Source organism: Paucibacter sediminis, from assembly GCF_030254645.1.
In the GTDB taxonomy this organism is placed as follows: Bacteria; Pseudomonadota; Gammaproteobacteria; order Burkholderiales; family Burkholderiaceae_C; genus Paucibacter_B; species Paucibacter_B sediminis.
On sequence record NZ_CP116346.1, the window covers coordinates 301,553 to 318,231 of the forward strand.

The following is a 16,679-nucleotide window of genomic DNA, read 5'->3' on the forward strand; positions in this document are numbered from 1 at the left end:
AAGGCGCAAACCGCAGCCGGGTTGGACACCCGGCGAGGATTTGCAACGCGGCCTGCGGTCTTTCTGGCCACAACCCTGCGGGAAGGCGCGTCTCGGCGGGCCACGCGTTGTTGCAACGCTGGCCCGCACGCCAGTGCGGGCGGCGCGCCGCGCCTAGCTTGGCCCGCTGAGGCGAGCCTTCGCGGCCCATCGGCGTAGTATTAACAGGCCCTATCGCAGCATGCGCAGCGCGGCTTCCAGTTGCTCGGTGGGCTGGCGCTTGAAGCCCGAGCGCGCATAGCGCTGCAGGCGGCCGATCACGAAGCTCACCAGCACCGAGGCCTGGGCGTTCGCGTCCACCGTGGGCGTGGCCGAGCCGCTGGCCTCGGCCGCGCTGCGCAGGCATTGGCGCAGCGAGGATTCGATGCGGTCGAAGAACTGGTTCATGCGCGCCACCAGGCGCTCGTTCTCGGTCACCAGCGCGTCGCCCACCATCACCCGCGTCATGCCGGGGTTGCGCTCGCCGAACTGCAACAGCACCGAGACGATCTTCTGCGCCTGCGCAAGACCTGACCCCTCGCGCTCGGTGATTTGGTTCACCAGGCTGAAGATGCTGGTCTCGATGAATTCGATCAGGCCCTCGAACATCTGCGCCTTGCTGGCGAAATGCCGGTACAGCGCCGCCTCGCTCACCTCCAGCTTGGCCGCCAGCGCCGCGGTGGTGACGCGCTCGGCGCCGGGCTGCTCCAGCATGCCGGCCAGCACCTGCAGGATCTGCACGCGGCGCTCGCCCGGGCGCGGGCGCTTGCGCGGCGCGCCGCTGGGGGCAGAAGGCGCGGATTCGGCGTCGCTCAGGTCGTCGGGGGTGGCGTGCATCGGCTCGGTGCGCTGGCGCGGGTTGGGTGCGCCGATTCTGGCATAGGCGCCCGGCCCCGCCCCGAAACGTCAGTCGCGCAGCCAGCCGAGGCGGCGCGCCTCGTAGATCGCCTCGACCTTGGAGCGCACCTGCAGCTTGCGGTAGGTGCGCTTCACATAGGTCATGATGGTGTGCGGCGAGACGCTCATGAACTGGGCGATCTCGTCGAAGGTGAAGCCCTTGGCGGCCAGGTGCAGCACGCGCGATTCCTGCTCGGACAGCGCCACCACGGTCTCGTCGTCCAGCGGCAGGGTGCCGGTATCGGGCGCCGGGCCATGGCCGGCCTGGGGTGCCAGCCGCATCAGCAGGCGGCGTGCGATCACCGGGCTGATGGGGCTGCCGCCGGCGCGCAGGGAGCGCAACTGGCCCGGCAGATCCAGCGCCAGGCTGTCCTTCAGCAGATAGCCGGTGGCGCCGGCCTCGATGCTGGAGAGCACATGCTGCTCGTCGCCGAACACCGAGATCACCATCACCTCGCACTCGGGCATGGTGTGGGCGGCATGGCGTATCAGCTCGATGCCGCTGCCGCCGGGCAGGTCCAGGTCGACCAGCAGCACATCGGGCCGGGTCTGGTCGAACAGCTTGCGCCCCTGCGGCAGGTCGGTGGCGATGCCCAGCAAGCGTATATCCGGCGCCTTCTCGAGCGCGTGCGCGAATGCCTCTCGGAACCTGAGTTGGTCTTCAACGATCAGAACACTGAACAATGACATGCGAGGGTCGCCACGTGATGGAACCCCATTCTGGCAGCGGCAGCGGTGCCTGCAATCCCACGCTTAGAGGAGCGTAGCTTCCCTGCCCCACGGCGGTTTGCCCCAGGGCGCCGGCGGCACCGGCACGGCGATACTCAGCGCCCGCACTCCTCTGGCCGCAGCGCGCCCAGGCTGGCGATGCGCTGGCGCACATAGACGGGCCTGCGCTTGAGCGCAAGCCCGGCCTCGGGCCCATGCGTCGAGCGTGCGGCCCAGCGCTGCATCCAGGCCGTGCCCATGCCCAGGCCATGCGCCGTCTTCTGGTGGATCAGGGTGTCCTCCACCAGGATGCAGCGCCAGGGCGGCACCTTCAGCCTGGCCGCGATGTAGCGGAACATGCGCCGGTCCGGCTTGGGGCGCAGCTCGCCGAACATGGCCATGTGCTCCAGCGCCAGCACGCTGTCGAAGCAGCGCCGCATCTTCAGGGCCTTCAGCACGCGCAGCGCATAGGCCAGCGGCGCGTTCGTCAGCAGCACCTTGCGCCCCTTCAGCCGCTTCAGCGCGGCCAGGTCATGGGCATGGGTGTGCAGGCCGCCCTCCAGGCCCGGCAGGGCATGCGTGACGCGCAGGAAGTGCGCGGCGTCCACGCCGTGGTGCCGCACCAGGCCGATCAGGGTGGCGCCGTAGCGGGCCCAGTACTGGGCGCGCAGCCGGTTCGCCTCGGCCGTGTCGACGCCCAGCTCCCGCTCGATATAGCGCGTCATCGCCACATTGAGCGCACCGAACACCTCGTGCGAGGCGTTGTGCAGGGTATTGTCGAGGTCGAAGAGCCAGACCGGCTGGCGGCGCTTGCTCAACTCAGTGAGACCGGATCATGGTGCCGTAGGCCTGGTCGCTCAGGATCTCCAGCAGCATCGAGTGCGGCACGCGGCCGTCGATGATGTGCACCGCGTTCACGCCGCTCTTGGCCGCGTCCAGCGCCGAGGCGATCTTGGGCAGCATGCCACCGGAGAGCGTGCCGTCGGCGAACAGGCCGTCGATCTCGCGCGCCGACAGGTCGGTGAGCAAGTTGCCGGCCTTGTCCAGCACGCCGGGGGTGTTGGTCAGCAGCACCAGCTTCTCGGCCTTCAGCACCTCGGCCAGCTTGCCGGCCACCACATCGGCATTGATGTTGTAGCTCTCGTTGTGCTCGCCAAAGCCGATCGGGCTGATCACCGGGATGAACTGGTCGTCCTGCAGCGCCTTCACCACGCTGGGGTCGATGCTGACGATGTCGCCCACCTGGCCGACATCGTGCTCCTTGGCGGGGTCGTCCTTGTCCACCATCTTGAGCTTCTTGGCGCGGATCATGCCGCCGTCGCGGCCGGTCAGGCCCACGGCCTTGCCGCCGGCCACATTGATCAGGCCCACGATGTCCTGCTGCACCTGGCCGGCCAGCACCCACTCGACCACTTCCATGGTCTCCTCGTCGGTGACGCGCATGCCCTGGATGAAGTGGCCCTTCTTGCCCAGGCGGCTCAGCGCGCCCTCGATCTGCGGGCCGCCGCCATGCACCACCACCGGGTTCAGGCCCACCAGCTTGAGCAGCACCACGTCCTCGGCAAAGTCCTGCTGCAGGGCCGGGTCGGTCATGGCGTTGCCACCGTACTTGATGACGATGGTCTTGCCGTGGTACTTGCGGATATAGGGCAGGGCCTGCGAGAGGATCTCGGCCTTCTCGCGCGGGGCGATGTGGGAGACGTCCGTCTGGTGCTGTGCTTCTTGGCTCATGATGATGCGCTGGATCAAAAGGCGTGGATGGGGCTGCCGCAGATTGTAGGACCCGCCCCCTGCGTCGGCGGCTCCCGGCCGCGGCCGCGGCGACAATGCCGGCCATGCAAGTCAGCTCCTATCTGCGCATCTCGGTGGGCGTCGCCCTGGTGACCATCGCCCTCAAGACCGGCGCCTGGTGGTGGACCGATTCGGTCAGCCTCTTGTCCGACGCGATGGAATCGCTGGTCAACCTGGCCGGTGCGATCTTCGCCCTCGCGATGGTGACGGTGGCGCAGCGCCCGCCCGACGAAGACCACCCCTTCGGCCACCACAAGGCCGAGTACTTCTCCAGCGGCTTCGAGGGCGTGCTGATCCTGGCCGCCGCCGCCGGCATCATCTGGGCCGCCGTGCACCGCCTGCTGGCCCCGCAACCGGTGGAGGCACTGGGTTTCGGCATTGCGCTCTCGCTGCTGAGCTCGGCCCTCAACGGCGGCCTGGCCTGGGCGATGCTGCGCAAGGCCCGCGAGCACCGCTCGATGGCGCTGGAGGCGGATGCGCGCCACCTCTTCACCGACGTCTGGACCTCGGCCGGCGTGGTGGCCGGCCTGCTGGGCGTGATGGCCACCGGCTGGCTCTGGCTGGACCCGCTGCTGGCGATGCTGGTGGCGCTCAACATCATGCGCGAGGGTGCGCTGCTGATCTGGAAGTCCACCGACGGCCTGATGGACCAGGCCCTGGACGCCGAGTCGCGCGCCGCCATCCAGCAGGTGCTGGACGACTTTGCCCACCAGACCATCCGCTTCGACCATATCGCCACGCGCTGCGCCGGCCAGCGCCGCTTCGTCGACCTGCACATGCACATGCCCGCGGCCTGGAGCCTGGGGCGCGCCGCCGCGGTGCGCACCTCGGTCGAGCAGGCACTGATGAGCGCCGTGCCCGGCCTGCGCGCCACCATCCAGCTGCTGCCGATGGACGTGGAAGCCCATTTCGACGACCCGAAGGACCTGCTGTGATCGGCCTGGTGCAGCGCGTCAAGCAGGCCCGCGTGGACGTGGCCGGCCAGACCATCGGCGCGATCGGCCCCGGCCTCTTGCTGCTGGTCTGCGCCGAGCCGGGCGATGGCGAGGCCCAGGCCGAGAAGCTCATCGCCAAGCTGCTCAAGCTGCGCATCTTCAGCGACGCGGCCGGCAAGATGAACCTGAGCCTGCAGGACGTGGACGGCGGCCTCCTGATCGTGTCGCAGTTCACCCTGGCGGCCGACCTGGCCGGCGGCAACCGCCCCAGCTTCAGTGGCGCGGCCGGCCCCGAACTGGGCCGCAAGCTCTACGAGCATTGCCTGACTTTTGCCCGCGCCCGGCATGGCTTGGTACAAAGCGGCGAGTTCGGGGCCGACATGCAGGTGAGCCTCGTCAACGACGGCCCCGTCACCATCCCGATGCGCATCATCAATTGACCGAGGAGACCCGCGCCATGATCAGCTACGCCACCCTGGGCAGCAACAACCGCCAGGCCGCCAAGACCTTTTACGACGCCGTGCTGCAGCCCCTGGGCATGAAGGCCAGCTATGCGGACGACGACTTCGTCGGCTACGGCCCCGACGCGCCCGATGCCAAGACCCAGCTGTGGATCTGCAAGCCCTACAACGGCCTGGACGCCAGCGCCGGCAATGGCAGCATGCTGGCCCTGGAAGCCAGCACGCGCACCCAGGTGGACGCCGCCCATGCCGCCGCACTGGCCCAGGGCGGCCGCAGCGAGGGCGCGCCCGGCCTGCGCGAGGCCTATGGGCCGAACTTCTACGCGGCCTATTTCCGCGATCTGGACGGCAACAAGCTGGCGCTGGTATGCCGCGCCGAGGCTTGAGCGTCGTCAGCCGCCGCTAGTCAATCGGCGTACTGCCCCGCCGCCTTGATGACGGGGCCCCATTTGTTGATCTCGGCCTCGACGAACTTCTTGTGATCGGCCGGGTTGTTGCGGGCGTCGTTGACGATCACCGCGCCCAGGGCTTCCTGGCGCTTGTGGAAGTCGGCGTCCTTGAGGGCCGTCTTCAGCGCGGTGTTGAGCTTGTCCAGCACCGGCTTGGGCGTGCCCTTGGGCGCGTAGACGCCATGCCAGATCGAGACGTTGAAGCCCTTCAGGCCCATCTCGTCCAGCGTCGGCAGCTTGGCCAGCGCGGGCGCCGTGAGGCGCTTGCTGGTGGTGACCGCATAGGCCTTGACCTTGCCGCTTTCGATCTGGCTGCTGGTGTTGGTGGTCTGGTCGCACATCAGGTCCACCTGGCCGCCGATCAGGTCGGTCATGGCCGGGCCGGTGCCCTTGTAGGGCACGGTGGTCATGTCCACCTTCAGGGTGCTCTGGAACAGCAGGCCGCACAGATGCGACGCCGAGCCCAGGCCGGCATTGGCGAGGTTGATCTTGCCCTGGTTGGCCGCGATCCACTTGCTCAGCTCGGCATAGTTGCTGGCCGCCATGCTGGGCTTGGCGATCAGGGTCATCGGCACCTCGTTGACCAGGCCCAGGTACTCGAAGTCGTCCAGGGTCTTGTACTGCATATTGCGGTACAAGGCCGGCGAGGTCGACATGCCGATGTGGTGCAAGAGGATGGTGTAGCCATCCGGCGCCGCCTTGGCCACCTTGGTCGCCCCCAGGGTGCCGCCGGCACCGCCCACGTTCTCGATCACCAGCGTGGCGTTGAGGGGCTTGCGCAGGGCCTCGGCCAGATCACGCGCCACCTTGTCGGTGGGGCCGCCGGCCGCGAAGGGCACGACGATGGTGATGGGTTTTTCCGGGTACTCGGCCCAGGCGGCGGTGGTGCCCAGGGCCGCCAGGCAGGCGAGCAGCAGTTTGTTCATGTTGCCTCAACGATGGTAGGGGTGAAGCCGCATGCTAGGTCCGCCCGGCGAGGCCGTTGTTACGGAAACTACGTAAGCTCAACTTCCCGCCCGCCCTGCCGATAAGACCTTGGATAAGCGTCCGTCCGGATGCAATCCACAAAACATCGGCTGGGGTGACGAGACATGGGCATGCACAAGTTGAAGATGTCGGTAGGCCGCAGGCTGGCGCTGAGCTTCGGGGCCGTACTGGCCCTGCTGCTGCTGCTGGCGGTGCTGGCGGCGCTGCAGATGCGCTCGGTGGGTGCCAGGGTCGAACAGCTGGTGCAGGTCAACAACGCCAAGAGCGCCCAGGCCAACAGCATGCTGCATGCCATCAACGAGATGGCCATCCAGGCCCGCTCGGTGACCCTGCTAACCGACGTCAAGGAGATCGACGCCGAGGTCAAGGTGCTGAACGCCGCGGTGGAGCGCTACAAGGGCATCGAGAGCAAGCTGGCGGACCTGATGTCGCAGCAGGGCGATGCCGATGAGCAGGCGCTGATGAAGGCGGTGCAGGAGGGCGCGGCCAAGACCATCCCCCTGCTGCAGCGCGCCGCCAAGGAGGGCCAGGACGGCGCCAATATCGAGGCCACCCTGACCCTCACCCAGGCCGTCAAGCCGGTGGAGACCGCCTGGCGGCGCAAGGTCACCGAGATCGTCGAGGCGCAGGAGCGCATGAGCCAAGCGGCCAGCGTCGAGATCTCGGCCGGCGCCCGTCAGTCCCTGTGGGTGCTGGGCCTGCTGAGCCTGGCCGCGCTGGCGGTGGGCACCCTGCTGGCCTGGCGCATCACGCGCAGCATCAAGCGCCCGGTGGACCGCGCCATCGTGGTGGCCGAGCGCATCGCCCAGGGCGATCTGTCATCCAGCTTCGTGCCCGAGTCCGACGACGAGCTGGGCCAACTGCTGGCCGGCCTGGCCGCGATGCAGGACAAGCTGCGCGAGCTGGTGGGCGAGATCCGCCACACCGCGGAATCGATCCAGACCGCCAGCCAGGAGGTGGCCAGCGGCAATCTGGATCTGTCGCAGCGCACCGAGCAGACCGCCAGCAGCCTGCAGACCTCGGCCTCGCAGATGGAGCAGCTCACCGGCACGGTGCGCCAGTCCGCCGACTCGGCGGCCCAGGCCAACCAGCTCGCGCATTCGGCCGCCCAGGTGGCCACGCGCGGCGGCCAGGTGGTGGGCGAGGTGGTCACCACCATGGACAGCATCAGCCACAGCGCGCGCAAGATCGGCGACATCATCGGCGTGATCGACGGCATCGCCTTCCAGACCAATATCCTGGCGCTGAATGCCGCGGTGGAGGCGGCGCGCGCCGGCGAACAGGGCCGCGGCTTCGCGGTGGTGGCCAGCGAGGTGCGTTCGCTGGCGCAGCGCTCGGCCGAGGCGGCCAAGGAGATCAAGACCCTGATCGGCCACAGCCTCGAGAACGTCGACGCCGGCGCACGCCTGGTGGGCGACGCCGGCAGCACCATGCAGGAGATCGTCAGCAGCGTGCAGCGCGTGGCCGACATCATCGGCGAGGTGACCGCCTCCTCCGGCGAGCAGAGCCAGGGCCTGACGCGCGTGAATCAGGCCGTCTCGCAACTGGACCAGATGACGCAGCAGAACGCCGCGCTGGTGGAAGAGTCCGCCGCCGCGGCGGAATCGCTGAAGGATCAGTCGCTGCGCCTGGGCGGCCTGGTGCAGGCCTTCGTCCTCAGCCGCGAGGATCGCGAGCGCCTCGGGCGCGGCTGATCATTCGTATTTGCGCGCGTCCTCGATCACGCGCCCGTCATTGGGCAGGCTGCCGGGCGCCACGAAGCGCACCTCGGCGCGCAGCTTGGTGATGTCGCGCGCCGCGGCGGCCACGCGCTCGGCCAGGCCCTCGGGCGCTGCGTCGGGCCCACCGGCCAGCTCCAGCAGCAGGCTCATGCGGTCGTTCGCCATCTCGCCCTCCACCACCAGGCGCGCGCGGCCCAGCTCGGGGAAGCGTTTACGCAGCTCGCCCACCTGGGAGGCATGCACGAACATGCCGCGCACCTTGGCGCTCTGGTCGGCCCGGCCCATCCAGCCCTTGATGCGCTGATTGCTGCGGCCCGTGGGGCAGCGGCCCGGCAGCACTGCGGAGAGGTCGCCGGTGCCGAAGCGCACCAGCGGGTAGTCGGGGTTGAGGGTGGTGACCACCAGCTCGCCCACCTCGCCCTCGGGCACCGGGTCGCCGGTGCCGGGACGCACGATCTCGACGATCACGCCCTCGTCCAGCACCAGGCCCTCGCGCGCCGCGGTCTCGTAGGCGATCAGGCCGATGTCGGCGGTGGCATAGCACTGGTAGCCCTGCACGCCGCGCTCGGCGAGCCAGTCGCGCAGCGAGGGCGGGAAGGCCTCGCCGCTCACCAGCGCCTTGGCAAATGAAAGGCGCTGGCCCTGCTCCGCCGCCTTGTCGAGCAGGATCTTCAGAAAGCTGGGCGTGCCGATATAGCCCTGCGGGCGCAGCTCGGCCACCGCCTGCAGCTGCATCTCGGTATTGCCCACGCCGCCCGGGAACACCGTGCAGCCGAGCGCATGGGCGCCGGTTTCCATCATCGAACCGGCCGGCGTGAGGTGGTAGCTGAAGCTGTTGTGGATCAGCTCGCCGCTGCGAAAGCCCGCCGCATGGATGGCACGCGCCACGCGCCAGTAGTCGCTCGCATGGCCCTCGGGCTCGTAAATCGTGCCGGGCGATTGGAACACCCGCTTGGCGCCGCTGCTGCGCACGCAGCCGGCCCAGCCGATGGCGGAGAAACCGCCGAACACATCGCGGCCCTCCTGCAGCTGGCGCCGGGCCTGCTGGCGCTCCAGCAGCTCGTGCTTGCGCGTCACCGGCAGGCGCGCCAGCGCGGCGCGGCTGTCGACGCCGGCGGCGTCCACCCCCGCCAGCAACTCGGCGAAGGCCGGCGCCTGCCGCTGCGCATGGGCGATCTGCCGCGGCAGCGCCGCCAGCAGCGCGGCCTCGCGCTCGGCCGGGTCGCGCGCCTCGAGGGCGTCGTGGAAGGTGGTGCTATCGCTGATGCTCATGTCTCTTCCGTCCAGCGCGCCAGGCGCCGCTTGATCTCGTCCAGCAGGGCGCGCACGTCGGCGCTGTTGCGGCAGGCGCGCAGTTCCCACTCGGGCGCACGCGCCGGCCTCTTGGCCAGGCGCACATTGAGGCGTTCGCTGTCGGCGGCCAGCTCGATCACCGGCTGGCCCTGCAGGGTGAAGCTGTTGCCGCGCTCGGCCAGCGGCCGCAGATCGCGCAGATTGCGCTTGAACTGCAGCAGCGCCTGCTCAGGGTTGAAGGCGGGGGGAGCGAAGAAGTCATCCGACACGGCGGTGCTCCTGCCTCAGGCCAGCCAGCGCTTGCGGCGCTTGTAGCTCTTCACGTCCTTGAAGCTCTTGCGGTCGCCGCCGCCCATGCCGAGGTAGAACTCCTTGACGTCCTCGTTCTCGCGCAGGGCCTTGGCCTCGCCGTCCATCACGACACGGCCGTTCTCGAGGATGTAGCCGTAGTCGGCATAGCGCAGCGCCATATTGGTGTTCTGCTCGGCCAGCAGGAAGGTCGTGCCCTCCTTGGCGTTCAGGTCCTTGACGATCTCGAACACCTCCTCGACGATCTGCGGCGCCAGGCCCATCGAGGGCTCGTCCAGCAGCACCATCTTGGGGTTGGCCATCAGGGCGCGGCCGATCGCGCACATCTGCTGCTCGCCGCCCGAGGTGTAGGCGGCCTGCGAGCCGCGGCGCGTCTTCAGGCGCGGGAAATAGTTGTAGACCTTCTCCAGCGTGGCGGCCACCGCGGCCTTGCCGTCCTGGCGCGTGTAGGCGCCGGTCATCAGGTTCTCCTCGATGCTGAGGTGGGCAAAGCAATGCCGCCCCTCCATCACCTGGATCACGCCGCGGTTCACCATCTCCGAGGTGGAGAGCTTCTCGATGCGCTCGCCGCGCAGCTCGATGCTGCCCTTGGTGACCTCGCCGCGCTCGCCCGCCAGCAGATTGGAGACGGCGCGCAGCGTGGTCGTCTTGCCCGCGCCGTTGCCGCCCAGCAGGGCCACCACACCACCCTCGGGCACCTGCAGGGACACGCCCTTGAGCACCAGGATCACATGGTTGTAGATGACCTCGATGCCGTTGACGTTCAGAAGGATGTTGCTCATATCGGCCTTTGACCTTGGACCTTGGACTCTGGGCAGCACCGCACGCGATGCTGCGCAGAGGGCCCCTCGCGAGGCCCTCATCTGCTTGCTTAGCTCTGGCAGTCTTCCGGCGTGCGACGCGTCAGCTTCTTCTCGCCGGCGTACTTGTCGGCACCGGCCTTGACCATCGGCTTGATGATTTGCTCATCGGCCTGCAGCCAGTCGGAGCTGAAGTTCCACTTGCTGCCGTCCCAGGTGTGGACGCGCGCCGAGGTCGAGCCCATGTGGTCGGCGCAGGAGGTGCTGAGCGGCCGCATGATGCCGGTGAAGCCCAGCGCGTCGAGCTTCTTCTGGTCCAGCGCCAGGTTCTCCAGGCCCCAGCGCACCTGCTCGCCGGTCATGACCTTGCCCTTGCCGAAGCGCTCCTGCGCGCGGCGCACCGCCTCGATGCCCAGCATCTGGATGATCAGGCCGCGCGAATACAGCACCGAGCCAACCTCCTCCTTGGGCCCCGTGCCCTGGCCCTTGCCATGCACATGCTTGAGGATCTCCTGGATCACCTTGGGGCTCTGGCCGTAACCGTTCAGCGCCAGGGCGTTGTAACCCTTGGCGCCCTCGCCCACGTCCTTCACGTCCGGCTCGGCGCCCGACCACCACACGCCATACATCTTCTCGCGCGGATAGCCGGTGGCCTGCGCTTCCTTCAGCGCGGTGGAGTTCATCACGCCCCAGCCCCACAGCAGCACGTAGTCGGGGCGCTGCTGACGCACCTGCAGCCAGGCCGACTTCTGCTCCACGCCCGGCGCGGTGACGGGGATCTTCACCAGCTCGAAGCCATGCATCTTCTGGCGCTCGTCCAGCAGCGGCATGGGCTCCTTGCCGAAGGGCGAGTCGTGATAGACGATGGCGATCTTCTTGCCCTTGAGCTTGTCGAAGCCGCCTTCCTTTTTGGCGATGTGCTGGATCAGCATGTCGGCGGCGGTCCAGTAGCTGCCCATCAGCGGGAAGTTCCACTTGAAGACATTGCCGTCCTGCGAGGCCGAGAGGCCGTAGCCCAGCGTCACCAGCGGGATCTTGTCGTTGGGCACCTTGTCGGTGAGCGCGAAGGTGATGCCGGTGGCCTGCGGGTCGATCAGGCTGGCGCCCTTGCCCTTCAGGCGCTCATAGCATTCCACACCCTTGTCGGTGGCGTAGCCGGTCTCGCATTCCTCGAAGGTGATCTTCACGCCGTTGATGCCGCCATCGCGGGCATTGATCAGCTTGATGTAATCCTGCTTGCCATTGGCCCAGGGCGTGCCGTTGGGCGCATAGGCGCCGGTGCGGTAGACCAGCAGCGGGAAGAACTGTTCCTTGGCCTGTGCCTGGGCCTGGTTGGCCATGCCGGAGAGCCCGGCGGCCATCAGGGTGGCTGCAAATGCAAACGACTTCAGTTGTCTCATACCTTGTCTCCGGTTGCTTGCACTCGTGGTGCGGTTTTTGGAATCAATGAAGGTGAATCAATGCGGGAAAGGCCAGAGCCGCAGCTTTTCCTTGGCGGTGGCCCAGAGCCGGGCGAGGCCATGCGGCTCGACGATCAGGAAGAACACGATCAGCGCGCCGAACACCATGCTGGTGAGGTGCGAGGACATGGCGGTGGACATCGGGATGCCCAGCATCGCCGGCAGGCGGTCCAGCAGCAGGGGCAGCAGCACGATGAAGGCCGCGCCCAGAAAGCCGCCCATGATGGAACCGAGGCCGCCGATGATGACCATGAAGAGCAGCTGGAAGCTGCGGTCGATGTTGAAGGCCGCCGGCTCCCAGGCGCCCAGGTGGATGAAGCCCCACAGCCCGCCGGCCACGCCGACGATGAAGGCGCTCACCGCGAAGGCGGTCAGCTTGGCATAGACCGGGCGGATGCCGATCACCGCGGCCGCCACGTCCATGTCGCGCATGGCCATCCATTCGCGGCCGATATTCGAGCGCACCAGGTTTTTGGCCAGCAGCGCGAACACCACCACGAAGCTCAGGCAGAACAGGTATTTGGCGGCCGGGCTCTCGATCGGGATGCCGAACACCTGCAGGCCCGCCACGCTCACCGAACCCGAGTCCGAGCCGTTCGTGACCCATTTCAGGCGCAGCGCCGACCAGTCGACGAAGAACTGCGCCGCCAGCGTCGCCACCGCCAGATAGAGGCCCTTGATGCGCAGCGAGGGCACGCCGAACAGCACGCCCACCACGGTGGAACACAGGCCGCCCAGCAGCAGCGAGGCGATCAGCGGCATGCCCTCGACGCGCACCTGGAAGTTGTAGGCCGCATAGGCGCCCACCGCCATGAAGGCGCCGGTGCCCAGCGAGATCTGGCCGCAATAGCCGACCAGGATGTTGAGCCCCAGCGCCGCCAGCGAGAGGATCAGAAAGGGCGTGAGGATGGCGCGGAACCAGTATTCCGGCGCACTCAGCGGCACCACGACGAAGGCCACCAGCAGCAGCAGGGCCATCGCGATGCGGTCCTGCCGGATCGGCAGGATCTGCTGGTCAGCACGGTAGCTGGACTTGAACTGGCCGTTTTCTCTGTACAGCATGGCTCAGACCCGATCGATGATTTTTTCGCCGAAGAGGCCTTGCGGCCGCACCAGCAGGAACAACAAGGCCAGCACATAGGCGAACCAGATCTCGATGCCGCCGCCCAGCATCGGGCCGACATAGATCTCCGAGAGCTTCTCGCCCACGCCGATGATGAGCCCGCCGATGATGGCGCCGGGCACCGAGGTCAGCCCGCCCAGGATCACCACCGGCAGTGCCTTCAGCGCCACCAGCGAGAGCGAGAACTGCACGCCCAGCTTGCTGCCCCAGATGATGCCGGCCACCAGGGCCACGAAGCCCGCCACGCTCCACACGATCACCCAGATGGTGGAGAGCGGGATGCCGATCGACTGCGCGGCCTGGTGGTCGTCGGCCACCGCGCGCAGTGCGCGGCCGGTGGCGGTCTTCTGGAAGAACAGCGCCAGCAGGGCGACCAGGGCCGCCGCGATCAGGGCCGCGTAGAGGTCTTCCTTGCTGACCAGCAGGCCGCCCTGGAACAGCGACTCGCCGACGATGATGGGGTCCTTGGGCATGCCCACATCGATCTTGTAGATGTCGTTGCCGAACAGGGTCTGACCCAGGCCGTCGAGGAAGTAGGTGATGCCCAGCGTGGCCATCAGCAGGGTGATGCCCTCCTGGTTCACCAGGCGCGAGAGCGCCAGCTTCTCGATCAGCCAGGCCACCACGATCATCACCGCCATCGCCGCCACGAAGGCCAGCAGATTGGCCATCAGCAGGCTCTGCACGCCGGTCCATTGCGGGATCCATTCGGCAAAGCGCGCCATCGCCAGCGCGGCGAACAGCACCATCGCACCCTGGGCGAAATTGAACACGCCCGAGGCCTTGTAGATCAGCACAAAGCCCAGGGCAATGAGCGAATACAACATGCCGGACATCAGTCCGCCCATCAATGTCTCAAGGAAGAATCCCATGGCGCTCTCGCTCAGTGACTGGTGCCGAGGTAGGCACGGATGACGTCTTCGTTCTGGCGCACCTCGTCGGGCGCGCCATCGCCGATCTTCTTGCCGTAGTCCAGCACCACCACGCGGTCGGAGATGTCCATCACCACGCCCATGTCGTGCTCGATCAGCACGATGGTGGTGCCGAACTCGTCGTTCACGTCGAGGATGAAGCGGCACATGTCCTGCTTCTCCTCCACATTCATGCCGGCCATCGGCTCGTCCAGCAGCAGCACCGTCGGCTCCATCGCCAGCGCGCGGCCCAGGTCGACGCGCTTTTGCAGGCCATAGGGCAGGCGGCCCACCGGGGTCTTGCGATAGGCCTGGATCTCGAGGAAATCGATGATGCGCTCGACCTTCTCGCGCTGCGCGAACTCTTCCCGGTCGGCCGGGCCCCATCCCCACGGATCTCTCAGCGCCTGCAAAAAGAGGTTGCTCTTCATGTGCAGGTTGCGGCCGGTCATGATGTTGTCCAGCACGCTCATGCCCTTGAACAGGGCCAGGTTCTGGAAGGTGCGCGCCACGCCCATCTCGGCCACCTGGCGCGAGTTCATGTGCTTGAAATGCTGGCCGCGGAAGGTGATCTCGCCCTGCTGCGGCTGGTAGACGCCGTTGATGCAGTTGAGCATCGAGCTCTTGCCCGCGCCGTTGGGCCCGATGATGGAGCGGATCTCATGCTCGCGCACATTGAAGCTGATGTCGGTGAGCGCCTTCACGCCGCCGAAACTCAGCGAGATGTTCTTGACCTCGAGGATGACCTCGCCAATCTTCTTGGCCATCAAGCAGCCCTCCTGACAGCCGGAAACGTCTTCGTGTCCATGATTCTCAAATCGGCCGAGACCGAGCCGCTGCGGCCGTCCTCGAACTTCACCGCCGTCTCGATGAACTGCGAGCTCTTGCCGCCGTAGAGCGCATCGATCAGCACCGCGTATTTCTCGGCGATCGCGCCGCGCCGCACCTTGCGGGTACGGGTGAGTTCGCCATCGTCGGCATCCAGCTCCTTGTGCAGGATCAGGAAGCGGGTGATCTGGCTGCCGGCCAAGAGCTCGTCCTGGGCCAGGTCGGCGTTGACCTTCTCCACGCATTCGCGGATCAGCTCGTAGACCTCGGGCTTCTGCGCCAGATCGGTGTAGCCGGCATAGGGCAGGTTGCGGCGCTCGGCCCAGTTGCCCACCGCCTCGAAATCGATGTTGATGAAGGCGCAGACGCGCTCGCGCTTGTCGCCCAGCGCCACCGCCTCCTTGATGTGGGCGAAGAACTTGAGCTTGTTCTCCACATACTTGGGCGCGAACATGGCGCCGTCGTTGGGGCCGCCCAGGATGCGGCCCACGTCCTTGGCGCGGTCGATGATCTTCAGGTGGCCGCTGGCATCGATGAAGCCGGCGTCGCCGGTGTGATACCAGCCCTCGGCGGTGAGCACCTCGTTGGTGGCGGCCTCGTTCTTGTAATAGCCCTTCAGCAGGCCCGGCGACTTCACCAGGATCTCGCCGCTCGCGTCCAGCTTGATCTCCACGCCGTCGATGGGCACGCCCACGGTGTCGGAGCGCGCCTCGTTGTCGGGCTGCAGGCAGACGAACACCGCCGTCTCAGTGGAGCCGTAGAGCTGCTTGAGGTTGATGCCGATCGAGCGATAGAAGCTGAACAGGTCGGGGCCGATCGCCTCGCCGGCGGTGTAGGCCACGCGCACGCGCGAGAAGCCCAGGGTGTTGCGCAGCGGCCCGTAGATGAGCAGATTGCCGAGTGCGTACTTCAGCTTGTCCAGGGCGCCCACCGGCTTGCCGTCCATCAGCGCCGGGCCGACGCGCTGCGCCAGCGCCATGCAGCGCGCGAACAGCCAGCGCTTCAGGCTGCCGGCATCCTCCATGCGGATCATCACGCTGGTGAGCAGGCCCTCGAACACGCGCGGCGGTGCGAAGTAATAGGTGGGGCCGATCTCCTTCAGGTCGATCGAGACGGTGCTGGCCGACTCGGGGCAGTTCACCACATAGCCGCAGGCCAGCCACTGGGCATAGCTGAAGATGTTCTGGCCGATCCAGGCGGGCGGCAGATAGGCCAGCACTTCCTCGTGGCTGCCGAGCTTGTCGAAGCGCGCGCCGGCCTGGGCCCGGTCGATCAGGGTGGCATGGCTGTGCACCACGCCCTTGGGGTTGCCGGTGGTGCCCGAGGTGAAGAACATCGCCGCCACATCGTCGGGCTTGACGCGCTCGGCCCATTCGCGGAACAGCTGCGGCTGCGTCTTGGCGGCGGCCGCGCCGGCGGCGATCAGGCTGTCCAGCGGCGCCACGCCGGGCTCGTCGTAGTTGCGCAGGCCGCGCGGATCGTCGTACCAGAGGTGGGTGAGCTGCGGGCATTGGCCGCGTATCTCGATCAGCTTGTCGACCTGCTCCTGGTCCTCCACGATCGCGAAGGCCACCTCGGCGTTGTTGATGGGGAACACGAACTCCGCGCCCACCGCGTCCTGGTACAGCGGCACCGGAATCGCGCCCAGCACCTGGGCCGCCAGCATGCTGGCCGCCAGGCGCGGGCGGTTCTCGCCGACCACGATGACATGCTGGCCGCGCTGCACGCCGGCCTGGTGCAGGCCATGCGCCAGCGCGCACACCAGCTCCGCCAGCTGCGCCCAGCTGAGCGCCTGCCAGATGCCGTATTCCTTCTCGCGCAGCGCGGCGTCATTCGGACGCTGGGCCGCATGGTCAAGCAAGAGCCTGGGAAAAGTCGTGCTGGTCACCGTGTGTCTCCTCGGTGCACTGCGCCCCACAAGCGGGAACGAACGGAAACGGATGGGCGGTGCATGCCTTGTTGCGGTGCAATCCTAGGCCTTTACTTTG

The 16,679-nt window shown here is 67.5% G+C and carries 17 protein-coding genes; 4 read left to right on the forward strand and 13 right to left on the reverse strand.

From position 1 onward, the window contains the following. Positions 1-210: 210 nt before the first annotated feature. From slmA to argB, 4 genes are all read right to left on the reverse strand, one after another. Positions 211-855, reverse strand: a complete 645-nt coding sequence (slmA, locus tag PFX98_RS01430; protein ID WP_285233385.1) for a nucleoid occlusion factor SlmA — start codon at positions 853-855, stop codon at positions 211-213. A gap of 69 nt (positions 856-924) precedes the next feature. Then, positions 925-1,605: a response regulator gene (locus PFX98_RS01435; RefSeq protein WP_285233386.1), complete on the reverse strand. Its 681-nt coding sequence runs from the start codon at positions 1,603-1,605 to the stop codon at positions 925-927. Positions 1,606-1,739: 134 nt separating this feature from the next. Further along, a complete protein-coding gene (locus PFX98_RS01440) occupies positions 1,740-2,441 on the reverse strand; it encodes an HAD-IA family hydrolase (RefSeq protein WP_285233387.1) in 702 nt (233 codons plus the stop codon). A 1-nt stretch (position 2,442) separates the two neighbouring features. Next, positions 2,443-3,354, reverse strand: a complete 912-nt coding sequence (gene argB / locus PFX98_RS01445) for an acetylglutamate kinase (RefSeq protein ID WP_285233388.1) — start codon at positions 3,352-3,354, stop codon at positions 2,443-2,445. Positions 3,355-3,458: 104 nt separating this feature from the next. Here argB and PFX98_RS01450 point away from each other — a divergent pair, with 104 nt between their 5' ends. The 3 genes from PFX98_RS01450 to PFX98_RS01460 are packed head-to-tail and all read left to right on the forward strand — an operon-like array spanning position 3,459 to position 5,196. After that, positions 3,459-4,349, forward strand: a complete 891-nt coding sequence (locus PFX98_RS01450; RefSeq protein ID WP_285233389.1) for a cation diffusion facilitator family transporter — start codon at positions 3,459-3,461, stop codon at positions 4,347-4,349. Further along, complete coding sequence (dtd, locus tag PFX98_RS01455; RefSeq protein ID WP_285233390.1) at positions 4,346-4,789, forward strand: D-aminoacyl-tRNA deacylase; 444 nt, start codon at positions 4,346-4,348, stop codon at positions 4,787-4,789. Before PFX98_RS01450 ends, dtd begins: the two co-directional genes overlap by 4 nt. Before the next feature lie 17 nt (positions 4,790-4,806). Next, positions 4,807-5,196, forward strand: coding sequence for a VOC family protein (locus PFX98_RS01460; protein WP_285233391.1), 390 nt, complete (start codon positions 4,807-4,809; stop codon positions 5,194-5,196). A gap of 20 nt (positions 5,197-5,216) precedes the next feature. On the opposite strand, the gene PFX98_RS01465 is transcribed toward PFX98_RS01460, so the two are convergent. Beyond that, complete coding sequence (locus tag PFX98_RS01465) at positions 5,217-6,185, reverse strand: tripartite tricarboxylate transporter substrate-binding protein (RefSeq protein WP_285233392.1); 969 nt, start codon at positions 6,183-6,185, stop codon at positions 5,217-5,219. Positions 6,186-6,356: 171 nt separating this feature from the next. Between PFX98_RS01465 and PFX98_RS01470 the strand changes: the two genes are divergently transcribed. Continuing rightward, positions 6,357-7,940, forward strand: a complete 1,584-nt coding sequence (locus PFX98_RS01470; RefSeq protein ID WP_285233393.1) for a methyl-accepting chemotaxis protein — start codon at positions 6,357-6,359, stop codon at positions 7,938-7,940. On the opposite strand, the gene PFX98_RS01475 is transcribed toward PFX98_RS01470, so the two are convergent. The 8 genes from PFX98_RS01475 to PFX98_RS01510 all read right to left on the reverse strand — a co-directional run bounded on the left by PFX98_RS01475 (position 7,941) and on the right by PFX98_RS01510 (position 16,579). Further along, positions 7,941-9,239, reverse strand: a complete 1,299-nt coding sequence (locus tag PFX98_RS01475) for a phenylacetate--CoA ligase family protein (protein WP_285233394.1) — start codon at positions 9,237-9,239, stop codon at positions 7,941-7,943. Next, entirely contained in the window at positions 9,236-9,529 is a 294-nt protein-coding gene (locus PFX98_RS01480; protein ID WP_285233395.1) for a hypothetical protein, read from the reverse strand. Before PFX98_RS01480 ends, PFX98_RS01475 begins: the two co-directional genes overlap by 4 nt. Before the next feature lie 15 nt (positions 9,530-9,544). Next, positions 9,545-10,351: an ABC transporter ATP-binding protein gene (locus PFX98_RS01485; protein ID WP_285233396.1), complete on the reverse strand. Its 807-nt coding sequence runs from the start codon at positions 10,349-10,351 to the stop codon at positions 9,545-9,547. A gap of 89 nt (positions 10,352-10,440) precedes the next feature. Continuing rightward, positions 10,441-11,769, reverse strand: coding sequence for an ABC transporter substrate-binding protein (locus tag PFX98_RS01490; RefSeq protein ID WP_425334652.1), 1,329 nt, complete (start codon positions 11,767-11,769; stop codon positions 10,441-10,443). 57 nt (positions 11,770-11,826) lie between these two features. Continuing rightward, positions 11,827-12,891, reverse strand: coding sequence for a branched-chain amino acid ABC transporter permease (locus PFX98_RS01495; protein ID WP_285233397.1), 1,065 nt, complete (start codon positions 12,889-12,891; stop codon positions 11,827-11,829). Positions 12,892-12,894: 3 nt separating this feature from the next. Beyond that, positions 12,895-13,824, reverse strand: coding sequence for a branched-chain amino acid ABC transporter permease (locus tag PFX98_RS01500; RefSeq protein WP_285233398.1), 930 nt, complete (start codon positions 13,822-13,824; stop codon positions 12,895-12,897). Positions 13,825-13,835: 11 nt separating this feature from the next. Then, positions 13,836-14,633: an ABC transporter ATP-binding protein gene (locus PFX98_RS01505; RefSeq protein ID WP_285233401.1), complete on the reverse strand. Its 798-nt coding sequence runs from the start codon at positions 14,631-14,633 to the stop codon at positions 13,836-13,838. After that, positions 14,630-16,579 (reverse strand): AMP-dependent synthetase/ligase, encoded by a 1,950-nt coding sequence (locus PFX98_RS01510; protein ID WP_285233402.1) that lies wholly within the window; start codon positions 16,577-16,579, stop codon positions 14,630-14,632. The genes PFX98_RS01505 and PFX98_RS01510 overlap by 4 nt, the downstream gene beginning before the upstream one ends. Positions 16,580-16,679 lie beyond the last annotated feature (100 nt).

Coding starts and splice junctions, on each gene's coding strand:
- PFX98_RS01435 (WP_285233386.1), bottom strand. CDS start 1,605: ATGTCATTGTTCAGTGTTCTGATCGTTGAAGACCAACTCAGGTTCCGA.
- PFX98_RS01490 (WP_425334652.1), bottom strand. CDS start 11,769: ATGAGACAACTGAAGTCGTTTGCATTTGCAGCCACCCTGATGGCCGCC.
- PFX98_RS01475 (WP_285233394.1), bottom strand. CDS start 9,239: ATGAGCATCAGCGATAGCACCACCTTCCACGACGCCCTCGAGGCGCGC.
- PFX98_RS01500 (WP_285233398.1), bottom strand. CDS start 13,824: ATGGGATTCTTCCTTGAGACATTGATGGGCGGACTGATGTCCGGCATG.
- argB (WP_285233388.1), bottom strand. CDS start 3,354: ATGAGCCAAGAAGCACAGCACCAGACGGACGTCTCCCACATCGCCCCG.
- PFX98_RS01465 (WP_285233392.1), bottom strand. CDS start 6,185: ATGAACAAACTGCTGCTCGCCTGCCTGGCGGCCCTGGGCACCACCGCC.
- slmA (WP_285233385.1), bottom strand. CDS start 855: ATGCACGCCACCCCCGACGACCTGAGCGACGCCGAATCCGCGCCTTCT.
- PFX98_RS01470 (WP_285233393.1), top strand. CDS start 6,357: ATGCACAAGTTGAAGATGTCGGTAGGCCGCAGGCTGGCGCTGAGCTTC.
- PFX98_RS01460 (WP_285233391.1), top strand. CDS start 4,807: ATGATCAGCTACGCCACCCTGGGCAGCAACAACCGCCAGGCCGCCAAG.
- PFX98_RS01450 (WP_285233389.1), top strand. CDS start 3,459: ATGCAAGTCAGCTCCTATCTGCGCATCTCGGTGGGCGTCGCCCTGGTG.
- PFX98_RS01495 (WP_285233397.1), bottom strand. CDS start 12,891: ATGCTGTACAGAGAAAACGGCCAGTTCAAGTCCAGCTACCGTGCTGAC.
- PFX98_RS01485 (WP_285233396.1), bottom strand. CDS start 10,351: ATGAGCAACATCCTTCTGAACGTCAACGGCATCGAGGTCATCTACAAC.